Below are 15,154 nucleotides of genomic sequence, written 5' to 3'. Positions count from 1 at the left end.
GGTCTATTCGAAGACCGTCATTTTTTATGAGTATTTATACAGTTCCGGGAACTGAAGCCGGGTGGTCTGGTTCAATTGGAATGCTGAACGTGTTGCATTCATCCTTCGTAACGTATTCAGTGCCTCGATCATTTTGTTATGGGTGACGATTCCGATTCCATGGCCGAAATACTGATTCTTTTCCAGGAAAACAGCATTCTCGCCCATCCAGATCGGATCTTCATAGTCGGGATTTGAAAAGTAATATACATCCCCCGGGATATTGTCTATCCCTTCATATGTCACCATGTGCATGGCGTCATTGAAATTATGACCCCAAATGAGCATCGGGGAATACAGGCGGTCGAAATACTCTGGGCGTATCGTGTCCAGGATGGATTTATAAAAAATCAGTACGACAGCGGTCACACATTCAAAACTGTACAAATAGGAATTTTCGAAAACATCCCGTATGGCAGCGGAAGGGCGTCTTGATTCCCTTAACCTGTATCCGCTCATCGTTTTGATCCAATAGTAAGGGTTGAAAGACGAATTGGGAAATGTGGCGAATGTGGCGGCATTGCTGTTGAGCATTCTGCTGTTTATAATGATCCTTTCCCTCAGGTTCAGTTCAAAAGCGAGTTCTTCCAGGTGATTGTATTCATACTTGATCTTGCTCTGTTCAATTGCATTCAGGATATTGGCTTGGGCAGGGGATAAACCTTTTAAACCGGCAGTGGAAGAGCCGTTTTTCAGGGTGATCATCGGCATAACCTCCGAGGCGCTTTTTTATCAGTGTATGTAAGGGGATTTGATTGGGAACATTTTTGATTCTAGGGGACAGGAGACTGTCGATGATTTCCAGTGAGTGAAAGCGGATTAAAAAATCATTTCAATACCTGACAGCAACAAAAGAACCGGATCGATAAAGACCCGGCTTAATCAATCTATTTCATTTGCTTATTAATCTTCTCATATATACCGGCTATTGCCTGCTCGAATTTCCCGGTCGATTTCGGGGTGTAGTACCGGACATTCTTCAGCCGGTCGGGCAGATAGGATTGTGCCACCCAGCCGGATTCATAGTCATGCGGGTATTTGTATTCTACACCTCTGCCTAATTCAGAAGCTCCCTTATAATGGGCATCTTTCAAATGATCGGGAACTTCCCCGCTTTTTCCTTTTCGAATGTCAGCCAATGCGCCGTCGATGGCAAGGATGGCTGAGTTCGATTTTGGAGATAGGCAGAGTTCAATGATGGCATTGGCCAAGGGTATGCGTGCTTCCGGAAACCCGATTTTTTCAGCCGTTTCAATGGCAGCGAGTGTCCTCGAACCTGCACCGGGGTTAGCGAGACCAATGTCTTCATACGCAATGACCAGCAATCGACGGGCAATACTTGGCAGATCGCCTGCTTCCACAAGCCTGCCCAAGTAATGGAGCGCAGCATTTACATCACTGCCCCGTATTGATTTCTGAAATGCACTCAACACGTCATAATGGGCATCTCCATCTTTATCATGTGAAAAGCTCTTTTTCTGTAAACACTCTTCTGCAATCCCGACATTGATGTGAATCGTTCCTTCTTCATCAGGTGAAGTGGACAGGACAGCCAACTCCAGTGCGTTCAAAGAGCTCCTGACATCCCCGAAACTGCTGCTCGCAAAGTGTTCGACTGCTTCATCCGAAATGTCGAGGGAATAGTCGCCCAGGCCCCGCTCCTTATCTTCAATCGCCCTGTTTATTGCGGTTTTCATTTCTTCGGTGGTAAGCGGCTTCAACTCGAAGATTTGGCATCTGCTCCTGATCGCAGGATTGATCGCATGATAAGGATTGCTCGTCGTCGCCCCGATCAAGGTGATCATCCCGTTTTCTAGATATGGGAGAAGAAAGTCCTGCTTTCCTTTATCAAGGCGATGGACTTCGTCGAGCAAAAGAATCACTTTCCCTGACATCTTCGCTTCTTCGGCGACAATCTGTATATCTTTTTTATTATTTGTGACTGCGTTCAACGTTTTGAATCTATATTTCGTACTGCCGGCGATCGCACTGGCAATCGAGGTTTTCCCTATTCCGGGAGGACCATATAAGATCATGGAGGAAAGCTGTTTTGCTTTTACCATCCGGTCGATGATTTTTCCTTCACCCACTAAGTGCTGTTGTCCGATAATCTCATCAATCGTTCTGGGCCTCATTTTGAAGGCAAGTGGTTTAATCGACATATCAAATCTCTCCAAACTGATGTTCTCAGGGTACTTTTACTTTATCACAGGGCAAGTTTAGAAGGAAATGTTTCAATCTGAATCACCGCCAAACCATCCTTTTCACAGCACAGGGACGATTATGCTATAATGACTAAGGTTAATACTGATAAAAACATCATTCAACAAATGACGAATAACTCAAATAATCGCGTTTAATATAAGAATTTAAGAGGTGCTGGAAAATGAAGATATCTACTAAAGGCCGTTATGGTTTAACAATTATGATTGAATTGGCTAAGCGTCACGGGGAGGGGCCGACTTCCCTTAAAACGATTGCTCAACAACATGAGCTGTCCGAACATTATCTGGAACAGCTGGTCGCTCCGCTTCGAAATGGCGGACTGGTCCGAAGCATCCGGGGGGCTTATGGAGGTTATGTCCTTGGCCATGAACCATCCGAGATCACTGCAGGGGATATCATCCGTATTCTTGAAGGGCCGATCAGTCCAGTCGAAGGAATCGAAGATGAGGAGCCTGCGAAACGGGAGTTATGGATCCGTATTCGTGACGCAGTGAAAGATGTATTGGATAATACGACGATTGAAGATTTAGCGAGTCATTCGGATGATGGTGAATCCGATGCTTATATGTTTTATATCTAGGAGGATAGCAGGATGGAAAGAATATACATGGATCATGCCGCCACGTCCCCTATGAATGCTGATGTAATAGAAGAAATGGCTTCAGTTATGAAAGAGACATTCGGCAATCCATCAAGCATTCATTCTTTTGGCCGTTCAGCCCGACATCTTGTCGATCAGGCACGTTTGACAATTGCCGAGCGTATCAAGGCGGATTATAATGATATCATTTTTACGAGCGGCGGGACGGAAGCGGATAATTTAGCATTGATCGGTACGGCATTTGCGAATCAATCCAAAGGGAACCATATTATCACCACACAAATTGAGCATCATGCCGTTCTTCATACATGCAGACATTTAGAAGAACAAGGATTTGAGGTAACGTACTTGCCTGTGGATGAAACAGGCAGGGTCTCCACGCATGACGTAGAATGTGCACTTCGCCCGGATACGATTTTGGTGACAATTATGTACGGGAATAATGAAGTCGGCACCATCCAGCCAATCAAAGAGATTGGACAGATTCTGAAAGAACACAGTGCATATTTTCATACAGATGCGGTTCAGGCATTTGGAATGCTTGATATCGACGTGGCCGGGCTCGGAGTGGATATGATGTCTGTTTCAGGTCACAAAATCAATGGTCCTAAAGGGGCGGGTTTCCTATATTGTCATAAAAACGTGAATCTTCAGCCCGGTTCTTTTGGCGGTGAACAGGAACGAAAGAGACGTGCAGGCACAGAAAATGTACCCGCCATTTCAGGGTTGGGGAAAGCAGTGGAACTTGCTCAGGATTCCTGGAAGAAAAAAAAACAAATGTACGAAGGTTTCAAGCGATTATTCAGACAAACACTATTGGAAAAAGATGTTGAATTTGTGGAAAACGGATCTCTTGAGTACGGTTTACCCCATGTGCTAAACTTAAGCTTCCCCGGAACAGATGTTGAATCGATGCTGATGAATTTGGATATGTCCGGTATCGCGGTTTCAAGCGGATCAGCATGTACGGCGGGGTCGATCGAACCCTCACATGTATTGGTCGCCATGTACGGCAGCAACTCCGAAAGGACGACAAATTCAATCCGATTCAGTTTTGGACAGGGAAATACAGAAGCACAGATCGTGCAAGCTGCGAATGAAGTTGCCAAAGTGGTTAAGCGGCTGGTGTCTTAATCACTTTAACTATAGAAAGCAAAAGGAATAAGGAGGTGGCGTAATTTGAAAAAGGACCCTAAGGATACGAGAGTGGTAGTCGGGATGTCCGGTGGAGTGGATTCATCTGTAGCCGCTCTGCTATTGAAACAGCAAGGCTATGAAGTCATCGGCATTTTTATGAAAAACTGGGATGATACAGATGAAAATGGTGTATGTACAGCAACGGAAGACTACAATGATGTCATTCGCGTATGCAATCAAATCGGAATCCCCTACTATGCTGTCAATTTTGAGAAACAATATTGGGATAAGGTATTTACCTATTTCCTTGATGAATACAAAGCTGGAAGAACGCCTAATCCAGATGTCATGTGCAACAAAGAAATCAAATTCAAAGCATTCCTTGAGCATGCGATGAAACTGGGTGCCGACTATCTGGCAACCGGGCACTATGCTCAGGTCGAATACCGCGACGGGGAATATAAAATGCTCCGCGGTGTCGACAACAACAAGGATCAGACCTACTTCCTTAATCAATTGGGACAGGAACAGCTTGAGAAGGTCATGTTCCCGCTCGGTGGAATCGATAAGAAGAAGGTTCGTGAAATCGCGAAAGAAGCAGGTCTTGCAACTGCAGCAAAAAAAGACAGCACGGGAATCTGTTTTATCGGAGAGAGAAATTTCAAAGAATTCCTCGGAAATTACCTGCCTGCACAGCCCGGAAATATGGAAACGATGGACGGCAAAGTCATGGGCAGGCATGAAGGCTTAATGTATCATACAATCGGACAGCGTCACGGACTGGGTATCGGCGGAGCCGGAGATCCATGGTTCGCGATCGGTAAAGATCTGGAACGGAATGTATTGTATGTCGGACAAGGGTTTGAAAATCCTGCACTGTATTCAGATTCCATCGGAGCGACAGACGTTCACTGGACGTCAAACAGGGAAAAACCGGCAGAATTCAAATGCACGGCTAAATTCCGCTACCGTCAGGCGGACAACCCGGTTACGGTCATACCGCTTGGAAATGGAGAAGTCAAAGTGTTATTCGATGAGCCCCTTCGTGCAGTGACTCCGGGACAGGCCGTTGTCTTCTATGATGGCGATGAATGTCTGGGCGGAGGAACAATCGATACCGTCTTTAAAGAAGATAAAAAATTGACATATGTCGGCTGAAGACTGCCGTCTTTTGAATGAAGTATAAGGACTGAGAAGAAGCGAGTGTATGCCCCCTTCCTCCAGTCCTTTCTTTACGTTCTTTCCGCCTGTGCACTCTGTGTTATACTGAGTACACATATTCGAATAATACATGACTACATAATAGAGGTGCATTAACATGGACAAAAACTTAAAGGGAATCGAGCTATTGCAAGAAGGTAAATTAGAGGATGCCGTCAAGCTGTTTTCAGAAGCGATCGAAGAAAATCCGAAAGATCCCGTCGGATACATCAATTTCGGAAATGTCCTAATGTCAGTGGGGGACAGTGAAAAAGCAAAAACATTCTTTGAGAGAGCGGTCACTGTGGACGAAAATGCTGCAGCAGCCTACTATTCTCTTGGAAACTTGTACTTTAATGAAGGCGATTATGATTCAGCAAAAAATCAATTTGAAAAAGCGGTTCAAAAAGGCATGGAAAATGCTGATGTGTACTTCATGCTGGGGGTAAGCCTTGTGAATCTGGAACAGGCGAAGTTTGCCATTCCTTATCTTCAACGCAGTGTAGAGCTGAATGAAGAGGATATCGAAGCCCGCTTTCAATTAGGATTGAGTCTTGCGCAGGCAGAAGCTTACGAAGAATCTATCGAGCAGCTGTCCAAAGTCGTACACCAGGATCCTGAACATGCAGACGCCTATTATAATCTCGGTGTTGCATATGCAGGTCACAAAGACGATGCGGATAAAGCTTTGGAGTATTTCAACAAAGCAGTCGAAATCCAGCCGGACCATATGCTTGCAGGATACGGGATTAAGATGATCGAGAAATTGAATAACGAAAAGAGTGAATAGTCAGGGGGTTCACAAGCATTGAGCCAGCAAGATTCAATGAAGCTGTTTGGAGATGAAGAAATTTATATCAAGGGCAGGCATCTTGTGACGATTTTTCATAATGAAGAGAATCTGTATACCGTCGTCCGGATCAGGGTGGATGAAACGAACCATGCCTACGAAGAGAAGGAGGCGGTCATCACAGGGCATTTTCCGCGCATTCATGAAGAAGAAACATATGTGTTTTACGGGCGTTTCCAGGAGCATCCGAAATTCGGCATGCAATTCCATGCGAAACATTTCAAAAAAGAAATACCACAAACAACTCAAGGTGTCGTCCATTATCTTTCCAGTGATTTATTCAAAGGGATTGGTAAGAAGACAGCGGAGAAGATTGTCGAGCATATTGGTGCGAATGCCATTTCGAAAATTCTTGAAAATCCAAGCGTTTTGGATGAAGTCCCTAAACTTCCGCCTGATAAAGCGAAAAGCATCTATGATACTTTGACGGAGCATCAGGGGTTGGAACGCGTGATGATCGTATTGAATGATTTAGGATTCGGCCCCCAGATTTCCATGAAGATCTATCAGGCTTATAAAGATCTTGCCCTGGAAACCATTCAGAATAATCCATATAAGCTCGTGGAAGACATTGAAGGGATCGGTTTTACGAGAGCAGATGAGCTGGGCTCGAAAATCGGCATTACCGGAAGCCATCCTGACCGGATCAAGGCAGGCTGTCTGTATACCCTCGAACAGGTATGTGTAAAGCAGGGTCATGTGTATCTTGAAGCGGAAGAACTGATTGTGACGGTAAAGGAATTACTGGAAAAGAGTCAGCCGGAAAAAATCGAGTATACCGATATTTCCAGTCAATTGGTAGCGCTGGAAGATGAAAAGAAGGTAATCGGTGAAGGGTCAAGGGTGTATGTCCCTTCTTTATATTTCTCGGAAAAAGGGATTGTGACGAGCATTGAAACGATTTTGTCCCAAAAACAATATGAGGATCAGTTCCCGCAATCTGAATTCCTGCTTGCTTTGGGTGCGTTGGAGGACCGGCTTGGAGTACATTATGCCCCTTCACAAAAGGAAGCCATTGAAACGGCACTGATGTCTCCGATGCTGCTGCTGACCGGGGGGCCGGGTACCGGAAAGACGACAGTCATCAATGGGATCGTGGAACTCTTTGCAGATCTCCATGGCTGTTCGCTCGATCCAAAAGACTATAAGGATGAGCCATTTCCGGTACTGTTGACTGCCCCGACAGGCAGGGCGGCTAAGCGCATGACCGAATCAACGGGACTCCCTGCAATGACCATTCACCGTCTGCTCGGCTGGAACGGCCAGGAAGGCTTTCAAAATGATGAAGACCGGGCGATAGAAGGAAAGTTACTGATCGTCGATGAAGTTTCGATGGTGGATACCTGGCTTGCACATCAACTGTTGAAGGCACTTCCTGATGACATTCAAGTGATCTTTGTGGGGGATGAAGACCAGCTTCCTTCGGTCGGTCCGGGACAAGTATTAAAGGATCTCCTCCGCTCACAAGTTGTCCCGACAGTGAGACTGACAGACATTTACCGTCAGGAAGAGGGGTCTTCGATCATCGAACTTGCACATCATATGAAAAAGGGACAAGTTCCCCCTGATTTGACGAAGCAGCAGAAGGACCGCTCCTTCTTCCCGTGCAGGACGGATCAAATTGCCGAAGTCGTACGGAAGGTAGTTGAAAACGCAAAGAAAAAAGGGTATACACCAAAGGATATTCAGGTCCTTGCCCCGATGTACAGGGGGGCGGCCGGAATAGATAATCTGAACAAACTCCTGCAGGAAATCTTCAACAGCAATGATGGGACAAGGAAGGAAATTTCTTTCGGGGATGTTCATTACCGCATCGGCGACAAAGTACTGCAGCTCGTGAATCAGCCTGAAAATAATGTATTCAACGGGGATATCGGAGAGATCGTTTCGATTTTCTATGCAAAAGAAAACACTGAAAAGCAAGATATGATCATTGTCTCCTATGAAGGTACTGAAGTAACTTACACACGGCAGGATCTGACCCAGATCACGCACGCCTATTGCTGCTCCATTCATAAATCACAGGGAAGTGAATTTCCCATCGTCATCCTTCCGGTTGTGAAAAGTTATTTCAGGATGCTTCGCAGAAATCTCTTATACACCGCGATTACAAGGAGTAAACAATTTCTTATCCTATGCGGTGAAATGGATGCATTCAAGCTTGGAGTGCAAAGAGAAGACGATTTCATGCGTAAAACCACCCTGAGTGAAAAGCTTTCCCTCACTATGGGCGATAGCGTCAGTGAAGGGGAGGACCAAGGGGATGATGATCATACGGACATGGCAGAAATGTTATTGAAAGAAGATCCAATGATCGGGATGGAAGGGATCACCCCTTATGATTTTATGGAAATTAAATAATGTTCAACGAGGTTAACAAGTTTTTTGTTAACCTTTTTTTATTTTATGTGTCAACCTAAATATATTTTAGGTTGACATTAAGTCTGGAGGAACGATATTCTTAAATAGTAAATAACTTATTATTTTTGGGGGAAAACAGAAATGAACAAAAAACTCAGAACCATCGATTTGACCCTGGCTGGTATGTTTGTGGCCCTGATGGCGGTAGGTGCAAACATTACATCTTTCGTACCGTTCCTGGTCATCGGCGGTGTTCCCATCACACTTCAAACGTTTTTCGCGATTTTGGCAGGTGCTATTTTAGGCAGTCGGATCGGCGCCATTTCCATGGGGGTATATGCCTTGGTCGGCTTAGTGGGAGTTCCGGTATTCGCACGATTCGGAGCTGGTTTCTCCTCGATTATCAGCCCGACATTCGGCTTTATCATTTCGTTTATATTCACCGCTTATCTGACAGGCAAGATCATTCAAAAACATAAAGGAATAAAAGCTTATGTCATTGCAGCTTTAGTCGGAATGGCAGTGAACTATCTTGTTGGGACAAATTGGATGTATGCAGCTTACAAGCTTTGGGCTTCGGCACCTGACGGCCTGACATACGGACTTGTATGGTCATGGATGATTGTCCCGCTTCCGAAAGACATCATATTAGCGGTGTGTGCGGGCATCATGGCTCACCGGTTGGAAAAGTCGGTACTGTCCAAGAGCACGTTCAGGAATGTAAATCGAGCTGCATAATATCAATTGGGGGGATATATTTTGAAAAAATCATGGAAGAGTCTTGCACAGGAAGTTCTTGAGGGGAAAGAACTCAGCGACGCAGAAGCATTATCAATTCTGAACAGTCCCGACGAAGACCTGTTGGAGCTTCTGGACAGTGCCTATCATATCAGAAAACATTATTATGGCAATAAAGTGAAACTGAATATGATCATAAATACGAAGTCAGGTCTTTGTCCGGAAAATTGCGGATACTGTTCACAGTCGATCGTATCGAAAGCTCCGATTGAGAAGTATGCGATGGTTGATAAGGATTCAATCATTAAAGGCGCCGAAAAGGCGCATCACTTAAACGTAGGGACCTATTGCATCGTTGCGAGCGGCCGCGGGCCCACAAACCGTGATGTCGATAAAGTGGTGTCAGCAGTGAAAGAAATTAAAGAAAACTACAGCATGAAGGTATGTGCATGCCTCGGCTTGTTGAAAGAAGAGCAGGCACAGAAGCTGAAAGAAGCAGGAGTGGACCGTTACAATCATAATATCAATACTTCCGAAAATCATCATGAGCAAATAACGACCTCCCATACATACGAAGATCGTGTGAATACGGTTGAAATCGCTAAAAAACAAGGGATCTCCCCTTGCTCCGGGATCATTGTCGGCATGAAAGAGAGCGATCAGGATGTAGTGGATATGGCAAGGAGCCTAAAGATACTAGATGCAGATTCAATCCCGGTTAACTTTCTTCATGCCATTGACGGAACACCACTGGAGGGTACAGATGAACTCGATCCAAGATATTGCTTGAAAGTATTGTGCCTGATGAGGTTCATCAACCCGACAAAGGAAATCAGGATATCAGGTGGACGTGAAGTAAATCTTCGCAGTCTTCAGCCTCTCGGACTGTACCCGGCAAACTCAATCTTTGTAGGTGACTACCTGACAACAGCCGGCCAGCAGGAAACCGCCGACCACCAAATGCTCAAAGACCTCGGCTTCGAAATTGACTACACCAATGAAATAACTGCGGAAGATCTTGTGAATCAGTAAAGTATGTTAATTTGATGAAAAATAATATAACGTGATAACAGGTGAAACTTCGGTTTTGCCTGTTTTTAGATTGTATCTAAGTACTTTTTGTGCATTTTCAGAAACGTTTGTCATTTGCTACCCTTAGTTGATTGGAGCTCCAGGCACTCGACTCCTGCGGGAAAAGCGAGACCCCGCAGGAGCGAATGCGACGAGGAGGCTCACCGGCCGCCCGCGGAAAGCGAGTGCCTGGAGCGGAAATCAACGGCCTCCATTCAAAGGCTGGCTCTTATGGAAAAAGTATCTCCTTATGAAATAAGAAAAATGTCTCACACTAAATAAGAACGGTGAATGATTTTTGTACCGTTCAGGCGTATTTTCTTATCGAGCAGGTATATTTTTCACTCAGATTGGACATGATTGTAGGGAATAATCACCAGTTTTACTGGTGCAATAGAGGTGAACCTTACGATGAAATGTCCAAACTGCCAGAGTAAAGATATAGGAAAAATCGGCATCAACCAGTATTATTGCTGGGGATGCTTCATTGAACTTTCCTTGTCCAAGGGAGTCATTCATACACATCAGGTGGAAGAAGATGGATCTTTAAGCTCTTTAGACGACTTGTTCGATGAGGAAGACCGCCAATTAATCTAGGAAGAGGTGTCTTTCTTGAACAAAACATTTGCATCGATTGTTGGTTTTGGAGCGGGAATCGCTGCGTCGATCTATTCTCAGCGATCAAATATGATGAATCAAAAACAAATGAAAAGACTTCGTAAACAAATGAAGAAAATGTTTTAAGACACATTCTTTTAACTGGCTCTCCGTCCCGGGGAGCCGGTTTTTATATTTATTGTATAAAAACCTCCCCAAATTTCTCACAATAAAGGATAGGAAGGAGGGATGCCGGGTGGAAACAAAAACATATGCCAAATGGCTGTACAGGCTTTCAATCGGACTGTTATGCGCCGTTTTTCTATACATCCTTTTTTTATTGAAGCCTGTCTGGCATCCGGTTTTGGACATTCTGCTGTTATCACTCCTGCCGTTCCTGATCGGTGGATTCATTGCCTATTTGCTTCACCCCTTAGTGGAGAAGATCCATCAAGCAGGCATACATCGAGGCATTGCCATCATGCTCATTTATATCCTTTTTTTTGGAGGTCTGGGGTATGGTCTATATAAAGGGACCCCAATCATCATTCATCAGTTGAGGGACCTGTCTGAAAACGCTCCTTTATTCACGTCCCAGTACCAGAAGTGGCTTCATTATATACAAAGTGAAACATCGACATGGCCGGACGGGATCCAGACCCAATTGGAAGACAGGATCAATGGAATCGAAGGCTGGCTCACCGGTCTCGTAGCTTCGGCACTTGCTATTCTTTTGAAGCTGATGAACAGCCTGCTTCTCATCGCGATCATTCCTTTCGTATCCTTTTACCTATTGAAGGATATGACGAAGGTAAAGAGATTCTTCTGGGAACTGACCCCTCGCAGATGGAGGCAAAGCGCATTGAGGTTCCTGCAGGATGTGGATGAATCTTTAGGAGGCTACATCCGCGGGCAGCTGCTGGTTTGCTTGATCATCGGCGGTATCTCTGCAGCCGTTCTGTGGTTCTTGGATATGAAATATCCTCTGATACTTGGTGTCATCATGGGGGCAACGAATGTCATCCCTTACTTTGGACCGATCATCGGGGCGGTTCCGGCAGTGATCGTTGCAAGTACCATTTCTTTGAATATGATCCTTTATGTCGTCATATTGGTCGTTGTATTGCAGTTCCTGGAAGGAAACATACTTTCCCCGATGATCGTAGGGAAAAGTCTCCACATGCATCCTCTATTCATCATGGGAGCCCTTATCATCGGGGGGGAAACAGGCGGAGTCATCGGCATGATCGTCGCCGTTCCGGTCCTAGCGATAATAAAAGTTGCTTTCTTGCATGGAAGGACACACTTCATTCATACAAAAAACTGACGTGATAACATTGACAAAAGGTTTGAATATTTCTATAATCCAACATATACAATAAAGTTATAAACCAGAAAATGATGAAGGATCCAGTAGATTATAGCCCATCTGAGTGCACCGGCACATAAGAGAGGAATTCCCACGGCTGAAAGGAATTCCAGATGAAGGATAATCGAACGCTAATCCAGAGTGCAGGAAAAACCTGCCGCCTGACCCGCGTTAAAGTGTTTTTTGAGGGGTGAAAATGAGATTTTTCCATTTTCACAACCAGGGTGGTACCGCGAGCCAGCTCTCGTCCCTGTTTTTGGGATGAGGGCTTTTTTGTATGCTTTTTTAAGTACATAAACCAAAGGAGGAAGTTCAAATGAACAAATTAACCGGAGCACAAATCCGCCAGATGTTTTTAGATTTCTTTAAAGAGAAAGGTCATAGTGTAGAGCCCAGCGCACCACTCGTGCCACATGAAGATCCTTCGTTATTATGGATCAACAGCGGGGTGGCGACGTTAAAGAAATATTTTGACGGCCGTGTCATTCCTCAAAACCCGAGAATTGTCAATGCACAGAAATCCATTCGAACAAATGATATTGAAAACGTTGGAAAAACAGCTCGTCACCACACATTCTTTGAAATGCTGGGGAACTTTTCAATCGGCGACTATTTCAAAGTGGAATCAATCGAATGGGCTTGGGAATTCCTGACTGATAAAAAGTGGATTGGATTTGATCCCGAGAAATTATCCGTCACCATTCACCCCGAGGATGAAGAAGCGTTTGAAATCTGGAACAAGAAAGTCGGAGTCCCGGCTGAGAGAATCATCCGCATCGAAGGGAACTACTGGGATATCGGGGAAGGTCCAAGCGGTCCCAACACTGAAATCTTCTACGACCGGGGTCCGGATTACGGAGATGATCCGAAAGATCCGGAATTATATCCAGGCGGGGAAAACGACCGCTATCTGGAAGTATGGAATCTGGTTTTCTCCCAGTTCAATCACAATCCTGATGGAACGTATACACCACTTCCAAAGAAGAATATCGATACTGGGATGGGACTTGAAAGAATGACATGTGTGGTTCAGGAAGTCCCAACCAACTTCGATACAGATTTGTTCATGCCTATTATGAAAGAAGTTGAAAGAATTTCAGGAAGCACATATGGAAAAAATGATGAAACCGATGTGGCATTTAAAGTGATCGCGGATCATATCCGGACTGTTTCATTTGCAATCGGGGACGGAGCGCTCCCATCGAATGAAGGCCGCGGATATGTATTAAGACGTTTACTCCGCCGTGCCGTCCGGTTTGCCAAGCAAATTGAGATCAACCGTCCGTTTATGTATGAGTTGGTGCCGGTTGTTTCTGAAATCATGGTGGATTTCTATCCAGAAGTAAAAGGCAAAGCTGAATTCATTCAAAAGGTAGTGAAAAATGAAGAGGAACGCTTCCATGAAACCCTGAATGAAGGATTGGCAATTTTGTCATCCATTGTAAAACGGGAGAAGCAAGCTGGAAGCAATACGATTCCAGGAGAAGATGTATTCAGACTTTATGATACGTACGGCTTTCCGGTTGAACTGACGGAAGAATATGCGGAAGAAGAAGGTCTTTCCCTCGACCATGCAGGCTTCGAGAAGGAAATGAAAGGGCAGCGTGAAAGGGCGCGTGCAGCCCGTCAGGATGTTGGAAGCATGCAGATTCAGGGCGGTATTCTGAGTGATATCAAAACTGAAAGCAAGTTTGTCGGCTATGACAGCCTCGAAACCTCTGCCATTGTAGTAGAGGTAATCGTTGATAAGGAACGCCAGCCGAAAGTGGAGAAAGGTCAGAAATTCCAGTTCATCCTGGACAAAACTCCTTTCTATGCAGAAAGCGGCGGGCAGATCGGGGACAAGGGTTCTCTAGAAGCTGAAGGTGTTAAAGTCCATGTGACCGAAGTGAAAAAAGCGCCGAACGGACAGAACCTCCATACCGGAATCGTGGAAGAAGGCACATTGGAAATCAATCATGCTGTAGTGGCGAAAGTATTCCGCGAATCAAGGAAGAAAGTGGAGAAGAACCATACGGCCACTCACCTTCTGCATCAGGCATTGAAGGACGTGCTCGGTGAACACGTCAACCAGGCAGGATCTTTAGTCGAGCCGGACCGTCTGCGCTTTGACTTCTCTCACTTCGGTTCTGTAACATCAGAAGAAATGGAGAAAATCGAAAGCATAGTGAATGAACAGGTATGGAGAGCCATCTCGGTGAATACTGACCTTAAATCATTGGCTGAAGCAAAAGAAATGGGCGCAATGGCATTGTTCGGGGAGAAATATGGTGAAGTCGTCCGTGTAGTTTCAATCGGCGATTACAGCCTGGAGCTTTGCGGAGGCTGCCATGTATCAAATACCTCCGAAATCGGCCTGTTCAAAATCGTTACAGAAAGCGGAATCGGTGCAGGCACACGCAGAATTGAAGCAGTTTCAGGGGAAAGTGCATATAAACTTCTGAATGAACAAGTATCACTTCTGAAAGAAGCGTCCAATAAACTGAAGGCGAATCCGAAAGATCTTGTCAATCGTGTGGATGCCTTGATGCTTGAAATGAAAGAACTGCAAAGGGAAAATGAATCATTGGCTGCGAAGTTGTCTAACATAGAAGCAGGCAGCCTGACTGATCAGGTGAAAGTAATCGATGGAATCAATGTACTTTCAGCAAAAGTAGCTGCGGGAGACAGCAATGCATTGAGAACAATGATGGATGATCTGAAGCAGAAGCTCGGCTCCGCAGTCATTGTGCTGGGGACTGCAGGAGATGGCAAAGTAAACGTGATTGCCGGGGTGACCAAGGATTTAGTGGACAAAGGCTATCATGCTGGAAAGCTGGTTAAAGAAGTTGCATCCCGCTGCGGAGGCGGCGGTGGCGGGCGACCTGACATGGCCCAGGCAGGCGGGAAAAACCCGGAGAAATTGGAGGAAGCACTGCAATTTGTAGAAGAATGGGTGAAATCCGTTTAACTCTGCGGTAAAGTG

The 15,154-nt window shown here is 45.2% G+C and carries 13 protein-coding genes; 11 read left to right on the top strand and 2 right to left on the bottom strand.

Annotation, left to right across the window (positions count from 1 at the left end):
• Positions 1-24: 24 nt before the first annotated feature.
• Positions 25-744 (bottom strand): protein-glutamine gamma-glutamyltransferase, encoded by a 720-nt coding sequence (locus V6B33_RS10715; RefSeq protein ID WP_334217749.1) that lies wholly within the window; start codon positions 742-744, stop codon positions 25-27.
• Between the two features lie 182 nt (positions 745-926).
• Positions 927-2,201 carry a replication-associated recombination protein A gene (locus tag V6B33_RS10710; RefSeq protein ID WP_334217748.1) on the bottom strand — a complete coding sequence of 425 codons (1,275 nt, stop codon included), beginning with the start codon at positions 2,199-2,201 and terminating at the stop codon, positions 927-929.
• Between the two features lie 224 nt (positions 2,202-2,425).
• Between V6B33_RS10710 and cymR the strand changes: the two genes are divergently transcribed.
• The 11 genes from cymR to alaS all read left to right on the top strand — a co-directional run bounded on the left by cymR (position 2,426) and on the right by alaS (position 15,139).
• Positions 2,426-2,845 (top strand): cysteine metabolism transcriptional regulator CymR, encoded by a 420-nt coding sequence (cymR, locus tag V6B33_RS10705; protein ID WP_175990924.1) that lies wholly within the window; start codon positions 2,426-2,428, stop codon positions 2,843-2,845.
• 12 nt (positions 2,846-2,857) lie between these two features.
• Positions 2,858-4,000 carry a cysteine desulfurase family protein gene (locus V6B33_RS10700; RefSeq protein WP_334217747.1) on the top strand — a complete coding sequence of 381 codons (1,143 nt, stop codon included), beginning with the start codon at positions 2,858-2,860 and terminating at the stop codon, positions 3,998-4,000.
• Positions 4,001-4,045: 45 nt separating this feature from the next.
• Positions 4,046-5,161, top strand: a complete 1,116-nt coding sequence (gene mnmA, locus V6B33_RS10695) for a tRNA 2-thiouridine(34) synthase MnmA (RefSeq protein WP_334217746.1) — start codon at positions 4,046-4,048, stop codon at positions 5,159-5,161.
• A 160-nt stretch (positions 5,162-5,321) separates the two neighbouring features.
• Complete coding sequence (locus tag V6B33_RS10690; protein ID WP_334217745.1) at positions 5,322-5,993, top strand: tetratricopeptide repeat protein; 672 nt, start codon at positions 5,322-5,324, stop codon at positions 5,991-5,993.
• Positions 5,994-6,011: 18 nt separating this feature from the next.
• Positions 6,012-8,414 carry an SF1B family DNA helicase RecD2 gene (gene recD2 / locus V6B33_RS10685; protein ID WP_334217744.1) on the top strand — a complete coding sequence of 801 codons (2,403 nt, stop codon included), beginning with the start codon at positions 6,012-6,014 and terminating at the stop codon, positions 8,412-8,414.
• Between the two features lie 141 nt (positions 8,415-8,555).
• On the top strand, positions 8,556-9,152 hold the full coding sequence (locus tag V6B33_RS10680) for a biotin transporter BioY (protein WP_334217743.1): 597 nt from the start codon (positions 8,556-8,558) through the stop codon (positions 9,150-9,152).
• A 21-nt stretch (positions 9,153-9,173) separates the two neighbouring features.
• Positions 9,174-10,184, top strand: coding sequence for a biotin synthase BioB (gene bioB, locus V6B33_RS10675; protein WP_334217742.1), 1,011 nt, complete (start codon positions 9,174-9,176; stop codon positions 10,182-10,184).
• 450 nt (positions 10,185-10,634) lie between these two features.
• Complete coding sequence (locus tag V6B33_RS10670; protein ID WP_071619022.1) at positions 10,635-10,820, top strand: hypothetical protein; 186 nt, start codon at positions 10,635-10,637, stop codon at positions 10,818-10,820.
• Positions 10,821-10,835: 15 nt separating this feature from the next.
• Positions 10,836-10,967, top strand: coding sequence for a YrzQ family protein (locus tag V6B33_RS10665; protein ID WP_216663281.1), 132 nt, complete (start codon positions 10,836-10,838; stop codon positions 10,965-10,967).
• 109 nt (positions 10,968-11,076) lie between these two features.
• Positions 11,077-12,147, top strand: coding sequence for an AI-2E family transporter (locus tag V6B33_RS10660; RefSeq protein WP_334217741.1), 1,071 nt, complete (start codon positions 11,077-11,079; stop codon positions 12,145-12,147).
• A gap of 358 nt (positions 12,148-12,505) precedes the next feature.
• Positions 12,506-15,139, top strand: a complete 2,634-nt coding sequence (gene alaS / locus V6B33_RS10655) for an alanine--tRNA ligase (RefSeq protein WP_334217740.1) — start codon at positions 12,506-12,508, stop codon at positions 15,137-15,139.
• Positions 15,140-15,154 lie beyond the last annotated feature (15 nt).

Source organism: Mangrovibacillus sp. Mu-81 (assembly GCF_036867415.1).
Lineage (GTDB): Bacteria > Bacillota > Bacilli > Bacillales > Bacillaceae_B > Rossellomorea.
This window is presented reverse-complemented; position numbering and strand designations above follow the sequence as displayed.

Coding starts and splice junctions, on each gene's coding strand:
- V6B33_RS10715 (WP_334217749.1), bottom strand. CDS start 744: ATGATCACCCTGAAAAACGGCTCTTCCACTGCCGGTTTAAAAGGTTTA.
- V6B33_RS10710 (WP_334217748.1), bottom strand. CDS start 2,201: ATGTCGATTAAACCACTTGCCTTCAAAATGAGGCCCAGAACGATTGAT.
- cymR (WP_175990924.1), top strand. CDS start 2,426: ATGAAGATATCTACTAAAGGCCGTTATGGTTTAACAATTATGATTGAA.
- V6B33_RS10700 (WP_334217747.1), top strand. CDS start 2,858: ATGGAAAGAATATACATGGATCATGCCGCCACGTCCCCTATGAATGCT.
- V6B33_RS10690 (WP_334217745.1), top strand. CDS start 5,322: ATGGACAAAAACTTAAAGGGAATCGAGCTATTGCAAGAAGGTAAATTA.
- V6B33_RS10680 (WP_334217743.1), top strand. CDS start 8,556: ATGAACAAAAAACTCAGAACCATCGATTTGACCCTGGCTGGTATGTTT.
- V6B33_RS10670 (WP_071619022.1), top strand. CDS start 10,635: ATGAAATGTCCAAACTGCCAGAGTAAAGATATAGGAAAAATCGGCATC.
- alaS (WP_334217740.1), top strand. CDS start 12,506: ATGAACAAATTAACCGGAGCACAAATCCGCCAGATGTTTTTAGATTTC.